At 73.1% G+C, this 18,595-nt stretch carries 20 protein-coding genes and 1 pseudogene; 5 read left to right on the top strand and 16 right to left on the bottom strand.

Translation table 11 applies throughout. From position 1 onward, the window contains the following. Positions 1-52: 52 nt before the first annotated feature. The 11 genes from GKC29_RS11365 to GKC29_RS11315 all read right to left on the bottom strand — a co-directional run bounded on the left by GKC29_RS11365 (position 53) and on the right by GKC29_RS11315 (position 13,020). A complete protein-coding gene (locus tag GKC29_RS11365) occupies positions 53-1,087 on the bottom strand; it encodes a sugar phosphate isomerase/epimerase (protein ID WP_155330789.1) in 1,035 nt (344 codons plus the stop codon). Then, complete coding sequence (locus GKC29_RS11360) at positions 1,084-1,959, bottom strand: SCO3242 family prenyltransferase (RefSeq protein ID WP_155330788.1); 876 nt, start codon at positions 1,957-1,959, stop codon at positions 1,084-1,086. The genes GKC29_RS11365 and GKC29_RS11360 overlap by 4 nt, the downstream gene beginning before the upstream one ends. Next, the gene (locus GKC29_RS11355; RefSeq protein WP_155330787.1) at positions 1,943-3,103 is read right to left on the bottom strand and encodes an inositol-3-phosphate synthase; all 1,161 of its coding nucleotides are present in this window, start codon (positions 3,101-3,103) and stop codon (positions 1,943-1,945) included. Before GKC29_RS11355 ends, GKC29_RS11360 begins: the two co-directional genes overlap by 17 nt. Positions 3,104-3,635: 532 nt before the next feature. Beyond that, positions 3,636-4,817, bottom strand: coding sequence for a Gfo/Idh/MocA family protein (locus tag GKC29_RS11350; RefSeq protein WP_370463356.1), 1,182 nt, complete (start codon positions 4,815-4,817; stop codon positions 3,636-3,638). A 53-nt stretch (positions 4,818-4,870) separates the two neighbouring features. After that, positions 4,871-5,923 carry a substrate-binding domain-containing protein gene (locus GKC29_RS11345; protein WP_155330785.1) on the bottom strand — a complete coding sequence of 351 codons (1,053 nt, stop codon included), beginning with the start codon at positions 5,921-5,923 and terminating at the stop codon, positions 4,871-4,873. A 94-nt stretch (positions 5,924-6,017) separates the two neighbouring features. Beyond that, on the bottom strand, positions 6,018-7,139 hold the full coding sequence (locus GKC29_RS11340; protein ID WP_155330784.1) for an ABC transporter permease: 1,122 nt from the start codon (positions 7,137-7,139) through the stop codon (positions 6,018-6,020). Then, on the bottom strand, positions 7,136-8,698 hold the full coding sequence (locus GKC29_RS11335) for a sugar ABC transporter ATP-binding protein (protein ID WP_155330783.1): 1,563 nt from the start codon (positions 8,696-8,698) through the stop codon (positions 7,136-7,138). Before GKC29_RS11335 ends, GKC29_RS11340 begins: the two co-directional genes overlap by 4 nt. A 67-nt stretch (positions 8,699-8,765) precedes the next feature. Further along, entirely contained in the window at positions 8,766-9,944 is a 1,179-nt protein-coding gene (locus GKC29_RS11330; protein ID WP_155330782.1) for an ROK family protein, read from the bottom strand. Between the two features lie 369 nt (positions 9,945-10,313). Beyond that, complete coding sequence (locus tag GKC29_RS11325; RefSeq protein ID WP_155330781.1) at positions 10,314-11,330, bottom strand: YihY/virulence factor BrkB family protein; 1,017 nt, start codon at positions 11,328-11,330, stop codon at positions 10,314-10,316. 68 nt (positions 11,331-11,398) lie between these two features. After that, positions 11,399-12,208, bottom strand: coding sequence for an ABC transporter permease (locus GKC29_RS11320; RefSeq protein ID WP_155330780.1), 810 nt, complete (start codon positions 12,206-12,208; stop codon positions 11,399-11,401). An 11-nt stretch (positions 12,209-12,219) separates the two neighbouring features. After that, entirely contained in the window at positions 12,220-13,020 is an 801-nt protein-coding gene (locus GKC29_RS11315) for an ABC transporter permease (RefSeq protein WP_155330779.1), read from the bottom strand. A 310-nt stretch (positions 13,021-13,330) separates the two neighbouring features. Between GKC29_RS11315 and GKC29_RS30330 the strand changes: the two are divergent. Further along, a pseudogene (locus tag GKC29_RS30330) lies at positions 13,331-13,597 on the top strand (DivIVA domain-containing protein); the annotation flags it as partial. Positions 13,598-13,833: 236 nt separating this feature from the next. Here GKC29_RS30330 and GKC29_RS11305 read toward each other — a convergent pair. Both GKC29_RS11305 and GKC29_RS11300 read right to left on the bottom strand, forming a co-directional pair. Next, the gene (locus GKC29_RS11305) at positions 13,834-14,025 is read right to left on the bottom strand and encodes a DUF397 domain-containing protein (protein WP_155330777.1); all 192 of its coding nucleotides are present in this window, start codon (positions 14,023-14,025) and stop codon (positions 13,834-13,836) included. After that, on the bottom strand, positions 14,016-14,819 hold the full coding sequence (locus GKC29_RS11300; protein WP_230688994.1) for a helix-turn-helix transcriptional regulator: 804 nt from the start codon (positions 14,817-14,819) through the stop codon (positions 14,016-14,018). Before GKC29_RS11300 ends, GKC29_RS11305 begins: the two co-directional genes overlap by 10 nt. 210 nt (positions 14,820-15,029) lie before the next feature. Here GKC29_RS11300 and GKC29_RS11295 point away from each other — a divergent pair, with 210 nt between their 5' ends. From GKC29_RS11295 to GKC29_RS11280, 4 genes are read left to right on the top strand one after another with little or no spacing between them, the layout of a single operon-like run. Beyond that, positions 15,030-15,443 (top strand): hypothetical protein, encoded by a 414-nt coding sequence (locus GKC29_RS11295; protein ID WP_155330776.1) that lies wholly within the window; start codon positions 15,030-15,032, stop codon positions 15,441-15,443. Then, positions 15,443-15,721: a flavin reductase gene (locus GKC29_RS11290; protein ID WP_155330775.1), complete on the top strand. Its 279-nt coding sequence runs from the start codon at positions 15,443-15,445 to the stop codon at positions 15,719-15,721. Before GKC29_RS11295 ends, GKC29_RS11290 begins: the two co-directional genes overlap by 1 nt. 22 nt (positions 15,722-15,743) lie before the next feature. Beyond that, complete coding sequence (locus tag GKC29_RS11285) at positions 15,744-16,064, top strand: PadR family transcriptional regulator (RefSeq protein WP_155330774.1); 321 nt, start codon at positions 15,744-15,746, stop codon at positions 16,062-16,064. Next, positions 16,064-16,402 (top strand): hypothetical protein, encoded by a 339-nt coding sequence (locus tag GKC29_RS11280; protein ID WP_155330773.1) that lies wholly within the window; start codon positions 16,064-16,066, stop codon positions 16,400-16,402. Before GKC29_RS11285 ends, GKC29_RS11280 begins: the two co-directional genes overlap by 1 nt. Before the next feature lie 66 nt (positions 16,403-16,468). Here GKC29_RS11280 and GKC29_RS11275 read toward each other — a convergent pair whose 3' ends face one another. From GKC29_RS11275 to GKC29_RS11265, 3 genes are all read right to left on the bottom strand, one after another. Then, entirely contained in the window at positions 16,469-17,401 is a 933-nt protein-coding gene (locus GKC29_RS11275) for an ABC transporter ATP-binding protein (protein WP_155330772.1), read from the bottom strand. Positions 17,402-17,551: 150 nt separating this feature from the next. Beyond that, positions 17,552-17,995 carry a GNAT family N-acetyltransferase gene (locus GKC29_RS11270; protein WP_155330771.1) on the bottom strand — a complete coding sequence of 148 codons (444 nt, stop codon included), beginning with the start codon at positions 17,993-17,995 and terminating at the stop codon, positions 17,552-17,554. 44 nt (positions 17,996-18,039) lie between these two features. Beyond that, positions 18,040-18,576 (bottom strand): hypothetical protein, encoded by a 537-nt coding sequence (locus GKC29_RS11265; RefSeq protein ID WP_155330770.1) that lies wholly within the window; start codon positions 18,574-18,576, stop codon positions 18,040-18,042. Positions 18,577-18,595: the final 19 nt, after the last annotated feature.

Genomic DNA, 18,595 nt, shown 5'->3' with positions numbered 1-18,595 from the left:
GTCTCCTCCCTCTGCTGCCGCCAGGGTCACCGCGAGCCCCCTTTGCTCTGCTTCACCCCACGCAACGGCCGGTGTCCGGATAGCGGACGCCGGGCGGTGCGTCCGTTGAAGCAGAGCAAAGGGCGCCGGTGTGGTCCTGTCCCGTCGCCGGGGCACCGGCGGGCGCGGCGCCCCCCGCACGATCGACCGTCCCGCCGTTCGGCCCGGCCGCCGCGCGGAGAAACTCCAGCGAGCGGGCGGCGACGGTGGGCGCGGCGTGCGAGTGGCGGGGCAGCTCGACCGCGACCAGCCCCCGGTAACCGACCTCGCGCAGCGCGGCCAGCACCGGCGGGAAGTCGATCTCGCCCGTGCCGAACTCCAGGTGCTCGTGCACGCCCCGCCGCATGTCGTCGATCTGGACGTTGACCAGGTGGGCGGCGACGTCGCGGACGCAGTCGGGCACCGGCAGCGGCTCCAGGCAGCGGCAGTGTCCGATGTCGAGGGTGAGGCCCAGCCGGTCGGGCGCCCCCAGGGCCGCGTGCAGCCGGCGCCAGCCCGCGATGTCCTCGACCAGCATCCCCGGCTCGGGTTCGAAGCCCAGCGTCACGCCGGCCGCGTCGGCCGCCTCGACCACCGTGGCGCATCCGGCCAGCAGGCGGGCCCAGGCCACGGCGGGCGGCACGGCCGCCGGCCGGACACCCGCCCAGAAGGAGACCGCCTCGGCGCCGAGGTCCGCGCCGACCGCCACCGCCCGGCGCAGGAACTCGATCCGGCGGGCCGGGTCGTCGTGCAGCAGCGTCGGGGCGTGCTTGTGCCAGGGGTCGAGCAGGTACCGGGCGCCGGTCTCGACCACCACGGCGAGGCCGAGCGCCGCCAGGCGACGGCCGACCGCCTCGACCCGCCGGGCCAGCGCGGGCGCGAACGGGTCCAGGTGGTCGTGGTCCAGCGTCAGCGCCACCCCGGTGTACCCGAGGTCCGCGATGACCGCGAGCGCGTCGTCGAGGCGGTGGTTGGCGAAGCCGTTGGTGCCGTACCCGAACCGCAGCCCGCCGCCCGCCGGCACGGACGCCGTGGGATGACCGGGAGCCGGCGGCCGGGCGGCGGTCATGTCGGGGAGACCTTCCGGGCCAGGCGCCGGCCCAGCGGCGCGGCCGCCGCCACCGCCAGTCCCAGCAGGCCGGCGCCGGCGCGGGCGGTCAACGCGCCCTGCAACGCGGGCAGGCCGGTGATGCCGGCGCCGACCGCCGCGCGGACCCGGCCGGCGGTCGGCTCGGCCACCACCCGGGCCTGGGCGGTGCCGTAGCGGGCGGCGTACCCGCCGGCGAGCAGCACCGGCAGGGCCGCCGCCACGGCGGCCACGCCGCTCCGGCCGGCGGCGGGGCGGTACGCGGCGCTCGCGGCGACCAGGGCGGTGCCGGCGAGGGTGCCCAGTGGGAGCGTGGTGTCGGCACCACTGACCTCGCGGCGGGAGAGCGCGGTGACGGTCCAGGTGTGGGCGGCGACGGTGACCGCCGCGGGGACGGCGGTGCGCATCCGGCCGCCGGTCGCGCCGAGCAGGACGTCCAGCCCCCGGCACGCCGCCATCGCGGCCGGCCCGGCGGCGGTGTTCTTGGCCGCGAGGTCGTACGCCCAGACGGTGGCGGCGAGCGGCACCGCGACGGCGGCGGCGCGCCGGCCCCCGGCGGCGACGGCGAGCCCGACCCCGGCGGCGGTGAGGCCGGTGGCGATCCCGAGCGCGAGACCGGGGTCGACCCGGCCGCTGGGGATCGGCCGCTCGGGGCGCTCGACGGCGTCCAGCCGCCGGTCGGCCCAGTCGTTGGCGGCCATGCCGGCCCAGTACAGCAGCACCGACGCGGCGGCGAGGGCCGGCGTACGCGGACCGAGCGCGCGGGCCGCGGCGGCCCCGGCGACGACGTCCCCGGGCACCGAGAGCGCGGCCGGGGCGCGGACCAGCTCGGCGAGGTCAGCGACGCGGGGCATCGGTGCCTCCCTTGTGCAGCCGGCGGGCGAGGTCGCACAGCCGGGTCCACTGGTCGGCCAGGGCGTGCGTGGTGGTGCCGAGCGGGTCCTTGAAGAAGAAGGCGAGGTCGGTCAGGGGGCCGGTGTGCCCGGCGGCGTGCGCGGCGGCGGTGAGCCGGGCCAGGTCGAGCACCAGGGGCGCGGCGAGCGCCGAGTCGCAGCCGTGCCAGGTGAACTGCAGCCGCCCGCCGGTGCCGAGGAAGCCGGCGAAGGTGACCAGGTCCCAGGCGGTCTTGAAGTCGCCCAGTTCCTCGACGTACTCGATCCGGGTGCCGCCCTGCGGGAGGTAACCGAGCGTCTCACCGAGGAGCCGCTGCTTGCTGCGCACCTTCGCGGCGTTGGCGTCCGGGTCGGCGAGGGTGGCGCCGTCGCCGCCGCCGAGGAGGTTGATCCCGGACCAGGATCGGACCTCGAGGTGCCGCATGGCGAACATCGGGGCGAGCACCGACTTCAGCAGCGTCTCCCCGGTCTTGCCGTCGTGGCCCGCGTACGGCACGCGGTGCTCGTCGGCCAGCGCCGTCAGGGCCGGCAGCCGCAGGCCGGTGGACGGGGTGAAGTCGACGTACGGGCAGCCCGCCGTCACGGCCGCGTACGCGTACAGCGAGCTGGGGGGCAGCACCTCGTCGGGGCCGGTGAGGGCGGCCCGCAGGGCGGCCGGGTCGGCGTGCGCCGGGTGCGGGCGGGGTGCCGGTTCGGTGGCCGAGACGTTGACCACCACCACCCGGGCCAGCCGGTGCCGCTGCCGGAAGTCGGTGAGGTCGCGGACGATCGCGGCGGCGCGCTCGGCCTGCGTCCCGCCGGTGGGCGCGAGGCGCAGCTCCGGCTCGACCGCGGCCAGCTCGTCGGTCAGCGCGGCGACCAGGCGGCCCGGCAGCACGCCGGCGGCGGCGAGGGCCTCGGCGCGCTTCGCGAGCGGGGTGGTGACGACGTCGTGCCCGCCGAGGACCAGGTCGGTGAAGGACGGCAGGGCGGGACCGCGCACCTCGGGAAGCTCGGTGACGCACCCGGTCGGCCCGGTCAGGCCGGCCCGCAGGGCGAGCGCCCCGACGATGCTGGTGGTCGCGACCGAGCCGCGCGCCCCCACCAGCCAGACACCCGTACGCATGGCACTCCTTCCCGGTCGGGGAAACCGGCCTGCATAGACCTACATAGATATCAGAAGATCGTTCCGAAAGATACCCTTTGTGCGGGTGGGCCCCGCCCGCCGTCCACCCCGGGAAGCTCACCGGCCGGCACCGAAGTCGGCGGCGACGACGCCGGACCGGCGCCCGGTGCGGGTGCGGACGGGCGGGGCTGGCAGGCAGGGACGGTCGGCGTCTCGCCCCTGCCTCCCCCGCATCCGCCGGTCGGACGGCGGCGCGCCCGAGCGGACGACTTCATCGGAGGCGGTCGTGCCCGACCGTGGTGGGCGGTCGGGCGGTGGGCCGCCAGGGGGTGGGTGGTGTCGGGGTGGTGGCGACCGGCCCGGTCGCCGTGGGTGGCGGTCCTCCGGTGCGGCCGGGGAATCCCGGTCCGGCCGCACCGGACGACCTGCTCGTGCCGCCGGTCGACCCGGTGACACATCCTCCGGTCCCGACCCGAACCCGGCCGCGGGGCGCAACCGCGGCCGGCCCTCGCCGGTCGGTCCCGGAGGTGACTCAGGCGGCGACCGTCGCCAGTGCCGGCTCCACGTCGGTCCACGAGGAACCGAGCTCGGCCGACCGGCTCACCGCGTCCAGCACCAGTTGGACCTGCAACGCGTCGGCGAACGAGGGCGCCGGGTCGACGCCGGTCGCCACCGCCTCGACGAAGTCCCGCATCTGGTGGGTGAAGGAGTGCTCGTACCCGATGATGTGGCCCGGCGGCCACCAGGCCGACATGTACGGGTGCTCGCCCTCGGTCACCAGGATCCGGCTGAAGCCCTGCTCGGCGGCGGGCCGCGTCGCGTCGTAGAACTCCAGTTCGTTGAGGCGTTCCAGGTCGAAGACCACCGAGCCGAGCGACCCGTTGATCTCCACCCGGAGGGCGTTCTTCCGGCCGGTGGCGAACCGGCTCGCCTCGTACGTCGCCAGCGCGCCGCCGTCCAGCCGCGCGACGAACACGGCGGCGTCGTCGACGGTCACCGGGCCGGTGGCGGGGCGGTGCCCGTCACCGTCCAGCGTGGCCGCCAGGCCGCTCGATCCGGCGGGCAGCGGCCGTTCCTTGACGAACGTCTCGGTGACGGCGCTGACCCCGGTGATGAGCTGGCCGGTGACGTACTGGGTCAGGTCGATGATGTGCGCGCCGATGTCGCCCAGCGCGCCGGAGCCCGCCTTGTCCTTCTGCAGGCGCCAGACCAGCGGGAACTGCGGATCCACGATCCAGTCCTGCAGGTAGGTCGCCCGGACGTGCCGGATCACCCCGAGCCGTCCGTCGGCGACCAGCTGCCGCATCATCGTGACCGCGGGCACCCGGCGGTAGTTGAACCCGCACATCGACCGCACCCCGGCGGCCTGGGCGGTCGCCGCCGCGGCGGCCATCGCCCGGGCCTCGGACACCGTGTTGGCCAACGGCTTCTCGCACAGCACGTGCTTGCCGGCGGCCAGCGCGGCGAGGGCGATCTCGGCGTGACTGTCGCCCGGCGTGCAGACGTCGACCACGTCGATGTCGTCCCGGGCGACCAGGTCGCGCCAGTCCGTGGTGTACGCCTCCCAGCCGAGCCGGTCGGCGGCCTCGGCCACCTTCCCGGTGTCCCGGCCGCAGATCAGCGCCATCCGGGCCCGCGCCGGCAGGTCGTACACCCGGTTCACGGTGCGCCACGCCTGTGAGTGCGCGGCGCCCATGAACGCGTAGCCGACCATGCCGACCCGCAGTTGCTTGTCTGTCGTGGACAAGGTGGGTCTCCCCCCGTGTGTCAGAACCCGAGCTTCAGGTAGTTGCTCGCGTTCTCCTTCGTGATCGTCTCGGAGGCGAGGATGATCTCCTTGGGCACCTGGAGCTCCACCAGGTCGGACATGCCCTTGCCCTGCCCGATGAGACGGGCCAGGGAGATGGCCGAGGAGGCCATCGAGGGGCTGTAGGTGACGGTGGCCTTCAGCACGGTGTTGTCGGCCTGGATGTCCTCGATGGCCTTCTTCGAGCCGGCGCCGCCGACCATGAAGAACTCGCTGCGGTTGGCCTGCTTGATCGCGGCCAGTACGCCGATGCCCTGGTCGTCGTCGTGGTTCCAGAGGGCGTCCATCTTCGGCAGGGCCTGGAGGAGTTGGGCGGCCTCCTGCTGGCCCGTGTCGGCGGTGAACCGGGCCGCGCGGCGGTTCTGGACCTTGAAGCCGGCCTGGGCCAGCGTGTCCGCGAAGCCCTTCGACCGCTCCTGGGTCAGCTCCAGCTCGTCCATGCCGGCGATCTCACCGATCACCGGGGCGGTGACGTTCTTGGCCTTGAGCTGGGCGATGATGTACGTGGCGGCGGCCACGCCCATGCCGTAGTTGTCGCCCTTGATCTGCAGCCGGTACGCCTTGGCGTCCGGGAACGCCCGGTCCAGGTTGACCACCGGGATGCCGGCCTGCATCGCCTCCAGGCCGAACGCGTTGAGTTCCTTGCCGTCGTGCGGCAGCAGCACGATCACGTCCGGCTTCTGCGAGATCAGCGTGGACAGCGCTGCCCGCTGGGCCGCCGCGTCCGCGCCGGCCTCGACCGTCTTGAACTCCACGTCGGAGTACGCGCCGGCCTGCGCCTTGGCGTTGTTGGTGATGGCGGCGATCCAGCCGTGGTCGGCGGCGGGGGCGGAGAAGCCGATGACGACGCGCTTGCCCGGCTCGTTGTTGCCGCCGGGTGCCGCCGCCTTGGTCTGCGCCTCGGTCGGCTGGGCCTCGTTGCTGGTGCAGCCGGCGAGCAGGACGCCGGCGCCGACAGCGGCCCCGCCGAAGAGCAGCCGGCGGCGCGACAGGTCGCGGCTGTGCTGGGTCATGACGACCTCCTGGTTTGCGGTGGTGGAGGGAATTTGGGGTGTGCGAGGTCCGGCCACCGTCGTCGAGTTCGGGTGGCCCAGGTGCGTGTGTCGATCAGGTGGTGGTGAGCCGGTTCCGGTTGAGGAACTGGGTGAGGCTGCGGAACTGGACCTGCTGGACCAGGACGGCCGCGACGATGATGCCGCCCTTGACCATGTTCTGGGCCTCCGTGGAGAGGCCGTTGATGGCGAAGAGGTTGGTGATGGTGGCGAAGATGACCACCCCGAGCAGGGAGCCGATGATGGTGCCCCGCCCGCCGCTGAGCAGCGTGCCGCCGATGATCGCGGCGGCGATCGCGTCCAACTCGTAGAGGTTGGCCATCGCCGCCTGCGCCGAGTTGGCCTGGGCGGTCAGCATGATGGCCGCGATGCCGCAGCAGAGGCCGGACAGCGCGTACAGCAGCAGGGTGTGCCGCTTGACGTCGATGCCGGCCAGCCGGGCCGCTTCCGGGTTGCCGCCGACCGCGACGGTCCGCCGGCCGAACGTGGTGCGGTTGAGCAGCACCCAGCCGGCGGCGACCACCGCGGCGAGGATGTAGACCAGCAGCGGGATCCCGAGCAGGTTCGTGCTGGCGATGCCGTTGATGAAGGTGTTGTCGGACACCTGGGTCTGTTTGTCGGAGATCTCCGCGGCGAGGCCCCGGGCGGCGACCAGCATCGCCAGGGTCGCGATGAACGGGACCAGCCGCCCGTACGAGATGAGCAGGCCGTTCACCACTCCCACCGCGAGCCCGACGGTGAGTGCGCTGAAGATCATGCCCCCGGCTCCGTAGCTCTGCGTGGCGAGCGTGGTGCACCAGACCCCGGCGAGCGCGACGATCGCGCCGACGGAGAGGTCGATGCCGCCACCGATGATCACGAACGTCATGCCGACCGTGACCACGCCGACCACCGACGCGAGCTTGAGGATGCTGAGCATGTTGGCCCAGACCCAGTCCGGGTCGGAGTAGAGGTCGGAGCGGGTGGCCGCGCCGATGATGATCAGCACGACCAGAACCCCCACCAGGGCGAGGTTGCGTCGGGCGCCCTCGCCCCCCTCGCCGTGCCACCAGGAGAGCCGGCCGCCGGTCTTCTCGCTCGCCAGGGCCGTCTCCGCCGGGTCCACGGGCGGCGACTGCGCCGGCAGCCCCGTTCCGCGCTCCGGCGCGGCGGTGGAGGTGGGCGTGGAATCGCTCATGCCGGTGCGCCTTCCATCAGGGACCCCGCCATGACGAGGTCGAGCACGGTGTTCTCGTCGAGTTCGGTGGCCGGCGCCTCGCGGACGACCCGGCCCTCCCGCATGACCAGCACGCGGTCGGCGAGGCCGAGCACCTCGGGCACCTCACTGGACACCAGCAGCACCCCGACGCCGCGGGCGGCCAGGGCACGGATCACCTGGTACAGCTCGGCCCGCGCGCCGACGTCCACGCCCCGGGTCGGCTCGTCGAGCAGCAGCAGCTTCGTGTCGCCGAGCAGCCACCGCCCGACCACGACCTTCTGCTGGTTGCCGCCGGAGAGCGTCCGCACCGGCCGCCGGACGTCGCGGGGCCGCAGGTCGAGGCTCTCCGCGATCCGGTCCGCCTCGGCCCGCTCCCGCGCGGCGTCGGTGAAACCCGCCCGGGAGTACCGGCCGAAGGTGGCGAGCGTGACGTTGCGGTAGATCGGCTCGCCCAGCAGCAGCGCCTGGCTCTTGCGCTCCTCGGGGGCCATGCCGAGGCCGGCGCGTACGGCGGACCTGACGCTGCCCGGGCGGAGCGCCCGGGCGGCGACCCGCACGGTGCCGGCGTCGGCCCGGCGGGCGCCGTAGATGGTCTCCAGCAGCTCGGACCGGCCGGAGCCGACCAGCCCGGCGATGCCGACGATCTCGCCGGCCCGGACGCCGAGCGAGACGTCGGCGAACTCGCCCGCCCGGGTCAGCCGGTCGACGCGGAGCAGGTCGTCGCCGGCCGGCGCCGCGGCGGGCCGGTCCGGGAAGACGTACTCGATGGTCCGGCCGGTCATCTTCGAGACCAGGTCGCGGGTCGGGGTGTCGCGGGCCGGCAGGTTCGCCGCGGTGGTCCGGCCGTCCTTGAGTACGGTGACCCGGTCGCCGATCTCGCGGATCTCCTCCAGCCGGTGGGAGATGTAGATGACGGCGATGCCCTGCGCGGTCAGTTCGCGGATGATCCGGAAGAGGTTGCCGACCTCGTCGTGGGCGAGCACGGCGCTCGGCTCGTCCATGATGATCAGTCGGGCCTCGTGGGACAGCGCGCGGGCCATGCTGACGACCTGTTTGCCGGCGGCCGGCAGCGACCGGACCATCCGGTTCGGCGGGATCTCGGCGTGCCCGAGCCGGCCGAGGATCTGGCGGGTCCGGCGGGCCATCTGACCGCGTCGGACGAAGCCGAGGCGGCGCGGCTCGTGGCCCAGGAAGGCGTTCTCCGCCACCGACAGGTCCTCGACCAGGTCCAGTTCCTGGTAGATGGTGGCGATGCCGGCACGCATGGCGGCCTGCGGGTTGGTGAACGTGACCGGCTCGCCGCGCCACTCGACGGTCCCCGAGTCCGGGCGGTGCACCCCCGCGAGGACCTTGATCAGGGTGGACTTGCCGGCGCCGTTCTGCCCGAGCAGGCAGTGCACCTCCCCCGCGCGGACCTCCAACTGCACGCCGTCGAGGGCGCGTACGCCCGGGAAGGTCTTCACCACGTCGGTGAGGCGCAGGACCACCTCGCCGGCGACGGTGCCGGCGGGCGCTTCGACCAGCGGGGCATCGGTCACGACGGCCTCCTCGGTTGGGTCACTGGTGCCGGCACCCGGCGTCGCTGCCGGCCGGTCCTTCGCCCCCTCATGACGCCTCCAGGAAGGCCAGGTCGCTGGCGAGGACCGCGGCGCCCGTGACGCCGGCCCGCGATCCCAGCTCGGACAGGACGACCGGGAGGTTGCCGGTGGCCAGCGGCAGCGACCGGCGGTACACCACGCTGCGGATCTCGGCGAGCAGGATGTGGCCGAGTTGCGCCAGCCCACCGCCGATCACGATCATCGACGGGTTGGTGAAGCTGACCAGCCCGGCCAGGACCCCACCGACCCGCCGGCCGCCGTCGCGGATGAGCTGGATGCAGGTGACGTCGCCCTCGACGGCGCCCTCGGCGACGTCCACGGCGGTGACGGCGCCCCGGGCGGCGAGCCGTTCGGCGAGGGCCGGTGACGCGCCGCTGCGCGCGGCCGCCGCCGCGTCCTTGGCCAGGGCCGCGCCGCTGAACAGCGCCTCCAGGCAGCCGACGTTGCCGCAGGAGCACATCGGACCGTGGGAGTCGACCTGGATGTGGCCGATGTCCCCGGCGCAGCCGTCGGTGCCCCGGTAGACCTCGCCGCTGAGGTAGATCCCGCACCCGATCCCGGTGCCGATCTTGACGAACAGGAAGTCGTCGACCGAGTGGGCCACCCCGCCGTGCCGCTCCCCGATCGCCATGATGTTGACGTCGTTGTCGACCACCGCCGGGCAGCCGTGCTCCCGGGTGAGCAGCTCCCGCACCGGGAAGCGGTCCCAGCCCGGCATGATCGGGGGTGAGACCGGGACGCCGTCGCGGAAGCTCACCGGCCCTGGCACACCGACGCCGACCGCGTCGAGCCGCTCGTACGCCCCGTCCACGCGCGCCTTGTGCAGCAGCTCGTTGACCCGCTGGAGCGTCACCTTGGGACCGTTGCGGATGTCGGCCGGCTCCGCGTACGCGGCCACCGGCTCCAGCCGGCCGTTGACCACCTCGACGTCGATCGAGCTGGCGCCCAGGTCGACGGCGGCGAAGCGCAGGTGCGGGCTCAGCTCGACGAGGGTGGAGCGCCGGCCGCCCCGGGAGGCCGCGAGGCCGGCCTCGGCGACGTAGCCGAGGCCGACGAGGCGCTCCAGCTCGGCCAGCAGCCTCGGGCGCGGCATCTGGAGGCGGTCCGCCAGCTCGGCCCGGGACACCGCCCCCTCGTCCCGGAGCAGCCGCAGCAGTCGCACGTGCAGGGGATCGACGGTCCGCACGGGACTCACCTCTTCGTCGGTGTCGTTCACATCGGTGCAATGTCGATGTGTCGTGTCCGACACAGTAGGAGCCTTCCGCGCCGCCTGTCCAGAGCTTCAGCCATTTTGTTTCCAACTTCTGTCCATACGAACAAAAGCTATAAGTGGATCAAGAAAAGATCCCCCTTCCCGCCTGGGCGATCCTGGGCCTCCCACCCGCGACGAGAGAGCGTGGCGGCAACTTCGGGGAAAGTGCTGCCTCCCGAGGCCCGGAGGCAGCACTTCCCCCGAAGTTGCGACCTGCCACCCTCACGGGGGTGCCCGTGGTGGCGGACACGGGAACGCCCCGCCGTCCGGGCGGACGGCGGGGCGTGGCAGCGGCGGGTCGGCTCAGCGCCGGCCGGCGTTGCGCTTCTTGCGAAGCTTGCGGTCGTCCCGCAACTCGACGTACGGCTCCTCGTCGGCCGAGTGGCCCGCCGAGATGGCGCGGCTGCGCTCCAGTTCCGCGTCGAACTCGGCGCCGAGCAGGATGGCGATGTTGCTGAGCCACAGCCAGATCAGGAAGATGATCACACCGGCGAGCGCGCCGTACGTCTTGTTGTACGAGCCGAAGTTGCTGACGTAGAGCGCGAAGAGGCCGGAGATCACCAGCCAGATCACCACGGCCAGCACGCCACCCGGGCTGACCCAGCGGAAGCCGCCGTGCCGCGCGTTGGGTGAGGCCCAGTAGAGGATCGCGAACATCAGGCTGACCAGCACCAGCAGCACCGGCCACTTGGCGATGTTCCAGACCGTCACCGCCGTGTCACCGAGCCCCACGGCGTTCCCGACCGCCTCGGCGAGACCGCCGGTGAACACCACGATCAGGGCGCTGGCCAGCAGCAGTACGCCGATCACCGCGGTCACGCCGACCCGGATCGGCAGGGTCTGCCAGATCGGCCGGCCCTCCGGCACGTCGTAGATGGTGTTCGACGCCCGCATGAACGCGGCGATGTAGCCGGAGGCCGACCAGAACGCGGCCAGCAGACCGACGATCGCGCCGATGCTCGCCAGCCCGCCGCTTCCCTGGGCCTGTCGGATCGCGGCGTCGATGATGTCCTGGATGTTCTGCTGCGGCACCGCCTGGTTGACGGTTTCCCGCACCCCCTCGGTGGCCCGAGGCCCGAGCAGGCCGAGGAGCGAGATCAGCACCAGGAGGCCGGGGAAGATGGACAGGACCCCGTAGTAGGTGAGCGCCGCCGCCCAGTCGATCAGGCTGTCGTCCTGGAACTCGCGGACGGTGCGCTTCAGCGCCGCCTTCCAGCCGGCGCCGGGGAGCTCCGTCGGGCTCTGCGGCCCGTCGTCCGGGCCGACCGGCCGGTCCCGGAACTCACGCCCGTTCCGGGCAGAAGACTCATCGGAGGCCATCGCCCCTCCCCCTCACGTCGGCAATGGTGCTCCTCCGACATGCCCCGGCGGCGGCAGGGGTTAACCACCTACCTGTAGAGCAACCTGCCCATCCGGCGCGAAGCGACCAGCAGGCCGAGCGCCAGGACCAGCAGCAGGTAGAGGATGTCGAGCAGCCAGCCCCAGCCCGCCGTGCCGACGGTGACGCCCCGGATCAGGTGCACGGCCCGGTAGAGCGGGGTCACCTCGACCAGCCAGCGCAGCACCGCCGGGTACGCCTCGGCGGGAACGAACGTGCCGGAGAACAGGAACAGGACGAACTGCGCCGAGCCCATCAGGTCGAAGTCCTGCCAGCTGCGCATGAACGTGGAGATCGCCATGCCGAGCGCGCCGAACGCGAACCCGACCAGCACCGCCGCCGGGAAGGCCGCCAGGGCGCGGCTGACGCTGGTCAGGTCCATCACGGCCATCACGGCCAGGAACGCGGCCGAGTACGCGCTGCCCCGCAGCATCGCCCACGCCAACTCGCCGAGGGCGATCTCGAACGGCTGCACCGGGGTGGCGATCACCCCGTCGTACAGCTTCATGTACTTCATCTTGCCGAAGAAGTTGAACGTGGTCTCCGCGAGCGCACCCGTCATCGCCGACGAGGCGAGCATGGCCGGCGCGACGAACGCCGCGTACGTGACGACCGCGCCACCGGGCAGGGTGAGGTCGCCGACCAGCGCGCCCACGCCGACGCCGATCGAGAGCAGGTAGAGCAGCGGCTCGACGAAACCGGAGACCAGCAGCAGCCAGTAGACGGACTTGAGGGCCGCGACGTTGCGCTCGGTCACCGAGGCCGACCGCCGCGAGGCGGCGGAGACGTCGACCAGCCGGGGCAGGACCAGACCTACCATGACACCCCTTCCTAGACGACGAGCTTGCGGCCGAAGGTGCGGCGGGCCAGCAGCCAGCCGCCGACCGCCCAGGCGGTCAGGTAGAGCAGGTGGCCGAGGACCGACCACTGCGGAGCGACGCCGAGGGTCGCCGCCCGGCTCAGGTCGACGGCGTGCCACAGTGGCGTCGCGTACGCGAGCCAGCGCAGCCCCAGCGGCAGCGACTCGACCGGGAAGAACACCCCGGCGAAGAGCGTCATCGGGATCACCGCGAACCGGAACAGCATCGCCAGCCAACTGTCCGTGTCGACCGCCGCCGCGTACGCGAACGTGGGTGCCGCGACCGCCAGGCCGAGCAGCGCCGCCACCGGCAGCGCCAGCACCGCCCACGGCGACCGGAGCGCCCCCAGCAGCCCGGTCACCAGGAGGAACGCCACGATCGAGGTGAGCACCCGGAACAGCACGAACGCCAGGTGACCGGCGAGGATGTCACCGACCCGCAGCGGCGCCGCGCTCTGCGCCGAGTAGAGCTTGACCCACTGGAAGTTGCTGAACACCGGCCAGGTCGACTCGCCGATCGCCACCTGCATCGCCGTCGAGGCGAGCAGGCCACCGACGATCCACTCCAGGTAGGAGACGCCGCCGACGCCCTGGTCGATGTACGCCCCGACGCCCACCCCGAACCCGAGCACGGTCAGCGCGGGCAGCAGGAACGACGAGAACACGCCCGCCCGCCAGGTGCGCCGGTAACCCACCAGGTAGTGCGCGAGCACCGCCAGCGCCGGCACCCGCGGCAGGGCCGGCCGGGCCCGCTCCCGCGCCAGTTGTGTCATGCCACTCCGCTCCCCGTCCACCCGGCCTTCCTACCGCAGCGGTACGACAGGCCGCGGCCACCCTACGGCCCCGGGGTAAGGAAGGGCCCCCTATTAACGCCTGCGGTAGAGCAAGGGCCCCTTCTTAACGGCGGGCGCTCACGCGCGACGAACCCCGCACAGCGGCCGGCTCGGACGCCCGCGCCTCCGCTCACCGCGAGCGGCGAGCGGCGAGCGGCGAGCGGCGAGCGGCGAGCGGCGAGCGGCGAGCGGCGAGCGGCGAGCGCGGCTGACGTACCATCTGGCTCCACCGAGCACCCCGGAGAGTGCCTTGCCCAACCTCACGCCGGCCGACGTCCACAACGTCGCGTTCAAGAAGCCCCCGCTGGGCAAGCGGGGGTACGACGAGGAGGAGGTCGACACCTTCCTCGACGCCGTCGAACGCACCATCACCGCGCTGACGGAGGAGGTGGCATCCCTGCGCACCCAGCTCGGCGTTGGGGGCGCGGCGTCCGGGGCCGGCGCGGACGCGCTGTCCGCCGAGCTCGAGCAGATCAAGGCCCGGCTTTCGCGCCTCGAGGCCGCCGTCGCGAGCGCCGGCCTGAGGCCGCCCACCGGCGATCCGCTGTTCGGCCCGGGGCGGTAGCAGGTCTACCCGGCCGTGCTGGCGCCGTCCGGCGGCCGGCCCGGGTCAGCGAAGTGCCGGCCGATCACCTGCTCCCGCGGCCGGGGCTCACGCCGACGCCGGTTCACGCCCTCCCTCTCCACCACAGGCTGCCGACCAGAACGCCCGGCGGGACGTCGCGGTGCGCGCTGTCGTCGGGCAACGGGCCGTTACGGGCGCTCGGGAGCGTGGGCGACGAACGCGCGCCAGGCGTCCGGACCGAAGGCCAGCACCGGCCCGCCCCGGTCCTTCGAATCGCGTACGGCCACCAGGCCGGGGAGGTTGTCGGCGACCTCCACGCAGTTGCCGCCTTGGCCGTTACTGCGGCTGCTCTTGCGCCATCGGGCACCGGTCAGGTCCATGTCTCCGCCACTTCCGCTATCAGATCGAGGGACTGCTGCTGCGATAGTGCCTCACTTCGGATCGACTCCCACACGTCGACCATCTGCCGCACGTACTCCGGACGGTCGATCACCTGCCCGTGGAGCTGTCCCTCCACGTAGACAACGTCTTCTCCGGTCGGCAAGGTGGCGATCACGAAGGGGCCGCCAAGCCCAGCGTAGGCCCCGGCGGAGAGCGGCACGACCTGGATTCGGACCCGGGGCAGCGTGTTGCCGAGCTTCACCAGGTGAAGCAACTGTTCGCGCATCAACTCCGGAACATCTATCCGGCGGCGCAGCACGTGCTCATCGACGACCACCATGAGCAGCGGTGGCCGGTCGCGGATCAATGCCGCCTGTCGGTCGAGCCGGGTCGCCACCTGCTGCTCGATCTCGTCCGACGCAAACAGCCCGCCGCCAGCATGGATAGCACGGGCATATGCCTCGGTCTGCAACAGGCCCGGCACGTAGAGCGGTTCGAACGAGCGCAGGGCCGTCGCCTCCTGTTCGATGCCGGCCCAGTCGCGGAACCACGGCACCACGGTCTCCCGGCTGATCCGCCGCTGGATGCGTTCGAACCGCCCGTCCGCCCCGAACACCGTGTCGCACCGGCGGGCGAAGTCCAAGCTCGGCCGGCGCTCGCAGGTCTCCACCTTGGCCACCAGCGCGCCCGAGTAGCTCAGCGCCTCGGCGAGCGCGGTCTGGGACATGCCGCTCGTGGCGCGGGCCAGCCGCAACTCCTCGGCGAAGTGGTCCAGCATGGACGAGCGTTCCACGGACAGCCTCCGTACATCTTCGGACCGCCTGGGGTCGGCCGCCGTACGCGCTGGTCGTCGGCGCGCGGGACCTCCCACCGTAGTCGCGTCGCCAACAGACTGTCACGCAGCGGAACCGCTCACGGGATCGGACGGCGGGCGGAACCAGGCCGGGAGCGCCCCGGCCCGACAGCTCCGGGGCGCTCCCCTCCCACCTCGACGGAGGGCTCCATGCGACTCAGGTTCTGGCGCTGCCCGCGCCCGGCACCGCCCACCCCGCTCCCGACGCCACCGCTCCCCCGGCGTACGCCGGACGAGCGCCCGACCCGGGCGACCGCCTCCACCGGCCGGGCTCCCACCGACGCCCCGGCCCGTTCCGCAGGGATCACCGCCCCGACCGGCGACCACGCCCCTCCCCGAGGGGCTACCGCCCCGTCCGAGGCGGCCCCCACCGACCGCGCCCGTAGCACGACCGCCCCGACGGAGATCGTCCCCACCGACGCCGCGGCCCGCCCCGCGTGGGCGGCCGCCCCGACACGGGTCTTCCCCGTCAACCGACCGGGCTGCCCAGGGCGGCTGACCCGGGCGCAGGAGTGGCGGGCGGACGGTGGCCGGTGGCCGGGCGGGCCGGAGGGCCCGCGCTGATGCCGCGGTACCGCCCGCACGTCGCGGCGCGCCCGTCCTGGCGGTGCCGGGTGTGCGGCGCCGCCTGGCCGTGCTCACCGGCCCGGCTGGCGCTGCTCGGCGAGTACCGCGAGAACCGGACCGGGCTGCTGATCTACCTCGGCACGCTGCTGGCCGAGGCCATGACCGACCTGGCCGACCTGAGCGGCACAGCAGCACCGGTGAACCTGCACGACCGCTTCCTGACCTGGGCCCGCGCCCGGAGCGACGGCGGCCCCGACAGATCTGGACAGCCTTAATCTACATAGGTAGGGTAAGCGCATGGAGCCGCTCGGACGGATCGGTGGCGCCACCGTCGACGTGCTGCGCGTCCTGCTCGACGGCGGGCGGCCACGCTGGGGCCTGGAGATCATCAAGGTGACCGGGCGTCCGTCCGGCAGCGTCTACCCACTGTTGGAGCGCCTGGAGCGGCACGGTTGGGTCACGTCCTCCTGGGAGGAGACGGATCGGCGCGGACCCCGACGACGCATGTACGAACTGACCGCCGACGGTGCCCGGGAAGCGCAACGGGTGTGCGCCCGGGCGGACGCGCGGGCCGCCCCGGTCCGGTCCATCCGGCCCATCCGGCCCCGGGAGGCCTGATGGATCGGCTGGCCGTCGCGCTCGCCCTGGTCCGCTGTGCCGCCGCGCTGCTGCCCGGCCCGCACCGCGCCCGCCACCTCGAACAGTGGCGGGCCGACGTGCAGGGAGCCGCCGAACTCGGCCTGTCACCCCTGCGCCTCGCGGTGGGGACCACCGTCGCCGCCGCACGGATCGCCGTCGTCTACCGGAAGGAATCACACGCCATGCAACCCATCGGCCCGCTCGCCCTCGCCCTGCGGCTCGTCGGCGGTCCGGGTGCCCGCCGCCACGCCGTGACCCTGGCCGCGCTGTTCGGTGTCGCCCTGCTGGCCGGCCTCGGACTGCTCCTCACCGGCTGACCGGGCAGTGTTAGGAAGGGTCCCTTGTACAACGCCAGGCGTTAACAAGGGGCCCTTCCTAACCCCTCAGTCCACCAGGGTGCGGCCGGTGAGGTGCAGGAAGACGTCCTCCAGGCTGCTGCGGCGGACCAGCACGTTGACCGGGTGCAGGCCGAGCGCGGCCACCTCGGCCACGGCGGCGTCGCCGTCGGCGACGTAGAGCAGGATCCGGTCGGGCAGCACCTCGACCCGCTCCCCCAGCCCGTCGAGCTTGCCGGCGAACGCCTCCTGGGACTCCGCCGGGAAGCGCAGCTCGACCACCTCCCGGGTGGAGTGCTGCTCGATGAGCGCGCGGGGCGACCCCTCGGCGACGATCCGCCCGCCGTCCATGACGACCAGGCGGTCGCAGAGCTGCTCGGCCTCGTCCATGTAGTGCGTGGTCAGCACCAGCGTGACGCCCTGCTGCTTGAGCCGGAACAGCCGCTCCCACACCAGGTGACGGGCCTGTGGGTCGAGGCCGGTGGTCGGCTCGTCCAGCAGCACGATCTCCGGCTCGTTGACCAGCGCCCGGGCGATGGTGAGCCGCCGCTTCATGCCGCCGGAGAGCGGCTCGACCTTGCTGTCGGCCCGCTCGGCGAGCTGCACGAAGTCGAGCAGCTCACCGGCGCGCGCCCGGGCCACCCGGCGCGGGATGCCGAAGTAGCGCGCGTAGGTGGTCAGGTTCTCCCGGACGGTCAGCTCGGGATCGAGGTTGTCGAGCTGGGGGCAGACGCCGAGGCGGGCCCGGATGGCCGGCCCGTCGCGCACCGGATCCATGCCGAGGATGCGCAGCTCCCCGCCGCTGGGCGGCGAGATGCAGCCGATCATCCGCATGGTGGACGACTTGCCGGCGCCGTTGGGCCCGAGGAAGCCGAACGCCTCGCCGGCGCGGACCTCCACGTCGATGCCGTCGACGGCGGTGAAGTCGCCGAACCGCTTCACCAGCCCCCGTGCCTGGATGAGTGGTTGTGCCGTGGTCACGCACCGACCCTAGCGACCCGGTCCGACACTCCCCACCGAGTTACCGGCAAACCATGATCGGATACGCCACACCGACCCGACACGCCGAGCCACATGCCGCTCCCGCGTATTCGATCGTGCGTCCCGGCTCCGACGGTGAGGGTGCCGTTGTCAGAAGCTGATCTGATACACGATGAAGCCTCGATTCAGTGCAACCTCGTCGTACAGTCGGCGCGCCGTGGCGTTGGACTCGTGGGTGGTCCAGTAGACCCGGCTGCAGTCCCGGGCGCGCGCCCACTCGACGACCGCCGCGATGAGGGCACGTGCCACGCCCTGGCCACGAGCGTCCGGTGCCGTGAACAGGTCCTGGAGGTAGCACCAGTCTCGACCGGGTGGTGCCGCGGTGTTGGCGTGCGCAAGGAAGTGGGTGATGCCGACGAGGCGGCCATCGATCTTCGCGCCGAGGGCGTGCACTCTGGTGTCGTCGGCGAAGGCTGCCCAGGCGCGATCGATCTCCTCGGCGGTCAGGGAACGCTCGTAGAAGTCAAGATAGCCGCGGAAATGCTCTTCCCAGTGGATGCGGTCGCGCTGGTCGAGCTTGCCGACTGTGATCATGCCTGATCCTATGGGCCAGAGCCCGGGGGCGGCGCCCCGTCCGGTCAGGCGTCCCGGGGCGTCGTCGCGGCCCGGGCGGCGGCGACCAGGCGGTCGGTCTCGGCCAGCACCTCCGGGTCGTCGGCCGGGGTGCCGGGCTCGAAGCGGACCGTCCAGGTCAGACCGTCGACTCCGGGCACCCGGCGGGCGGCGATCCGGCCCGCTCCGCCGGGCACCGGGTGGGCCTCGGTGTACGCCACCGAACGGGTGACCCGGGCCCGCACCTGGTGCGGCAGGTCCCCGGGGTCGAGCAGCAGGTACGTCTCGGCGGGACAGTCGGCCACCACCAGGTAGCCGTCGCGTTCGGCGACGCGTTCGGCGGGGGTGACGGTCAGCTCCCGGCCGGACCAGACCGCCTTGAGGATGTCGTGCCACCCGAGGCGGTGCCCCCGGCCCGGCAGCCAGAGCCCGAGGTTGGTGGCGACCAGCACCCCGTCGCCCTCCCCGTTGCCGGCGGCGGCCCAGGCCAGCACGCGCTCGTCGGGGCCGAGCGGCGGACGGTCGGCCGGCGGCAGCTTCGGCCGGCGACGGAACAGTGCCATCTAACGCCCTCCTGCGGAG

Origin of the sequence: Micromonospora sp. WMMC415, assembly GCF_009707425.1 — a bacterium.
Taxonomy (GTDB): domain Bacteria; phylum Actinomycetota; class Actinomycetes; order Mycobacteriales; family Micromonosporaceae; genus Micromonospora.
Note: the sequence above shows the minus strand (reverse complement) of the source record. Positions and strands in the feature narration are given on the sequence as shown.

What these genes read in the sequence shown, in the direction of transcription:
- GKC29_RS11365 (WP_155330789.1), bottom strand. Translation starts at nt 1,087, where the DNA reads ATGACCGCCGCCCGGCCGCCGGCTCCCGGTCATCCCACGGCGTCCGTG.
- GKC29_RS11280 (WP_155330773.1), top strand. Translation starts at nt 16,064, where the DNA reads ATGGATCGGCTGGCCGTCGCGCTCGCCCTGGTCCGCTGTGCCGCCGCG.
- GKC29_RS11270 (WP_155330771.1), bottom strand. Translation starts at nt 17,995, where the DNA reads ATGATCACAGTCGGCAAGCTCGACCAGCGCGACCGCATCCACTGGGAA.
- GKC29_RS11285 (WP_155330774.1), top strand. Translation starts at nt 15,744, where the DNA reads ATGGAGCCGCTCGGACGGATCGGTGGCGCCACCGTCGACGTGCTGCGC.
- GKC29_RS11315 (WP_155330779.1), bottom strand. Translation starts at nt 13,020, where the DNA reads ATGACACAACTGGCGCGGGAGCGGGCCCGGCCGGCCCTGCCGCGGGTG.
- GKC29_RS11290 (WP_155330775.1), top strand. Translation starts at nt 15,443, where the DNA reads ATGCCGCGGTACCGCCCGCACGTCGCGGCGCGCCCGTCCTGGCGGTGC.
- GKC29_RS11305 (WP_155330777.1), bottom strand. Translation starts at nt 14,025, where the DNA reads ATGGACCTGACCGGTGCCCGATGGCGCAAGAGCAGCCGCAGTAACGGC.
- GKC29_RS11360 (WP_155330788.1), bottom strand. Translation starts at nt 1,959, where the DNA reads ATGCCCCGCGTCGCTGACCTCGCCGAGCTGGTCCGCGCCCCGGCCGCG.
- GKC29_RS11355 (WP_155330787.1), bottom strand. Translation starts at nt 3,103, where the DNA reads ATGCGTACGGGTGTCTGGCTGGTGGGGGCGCGCGGCTCGGTCGCGACC.
- GKC29_RS11265 (WP_155330770.1), bottom strand. Translation starts at nt 18,576, where the DNA reads ATGGCACTGTTCCGTCGCCGGCCGAAGCTGCCGCCGGCCGACCGTCCG.
- GKC29_RS11320 (WP_155330780.1), bottom strand. Translation starts at nt 12,208, where the DNA reads ATGGTAGGTCTGGTCCTGCCCCGGCTGGTCGACGTCTCCGCCGCCTCG.
- GKC29_RS11295 (WP_155330776.1), top strand. Translation starts at nt 15,030, where the DNA reads ATGCGACTCAGGTTCTGGCGCTGCCCGCGCCCGGCACCGCCCACCCCG.
- GKC29_RS11340 (WP_155330784.1), bottom strand. Translation starts at nt 7,139, where the DNA reads ATGAGCGATTCCACGCCCACCTCCACCGCCGCGCCGGAGCGCGGAACG.
- GKC29_RS11345 (WP_155330785.1), bottom strand. Translation starts at nt 5,923, where the DNA reads ATGACCCAGCACAGCCGCGACCTGTCGCGCCGCCGGCTGCTCTTCGGC.
- GKC29_RS11325 (WP_155330781.1), bottom strand. Translation starts at nt 11,330, where the DNA reads ATGGCCTCCGATGAGTCTTCTGCCCGGAACGGGCGTGAGTTCCGGGAC.
- GKC29_RS11350 (WP_370463356.1), bottom strand. Translation starts at nt 4,817, where the DNA reads ATGGTCGGCTACGCGTTCATGGGCGCCGCGCACTCACAGGCGTGGCGC.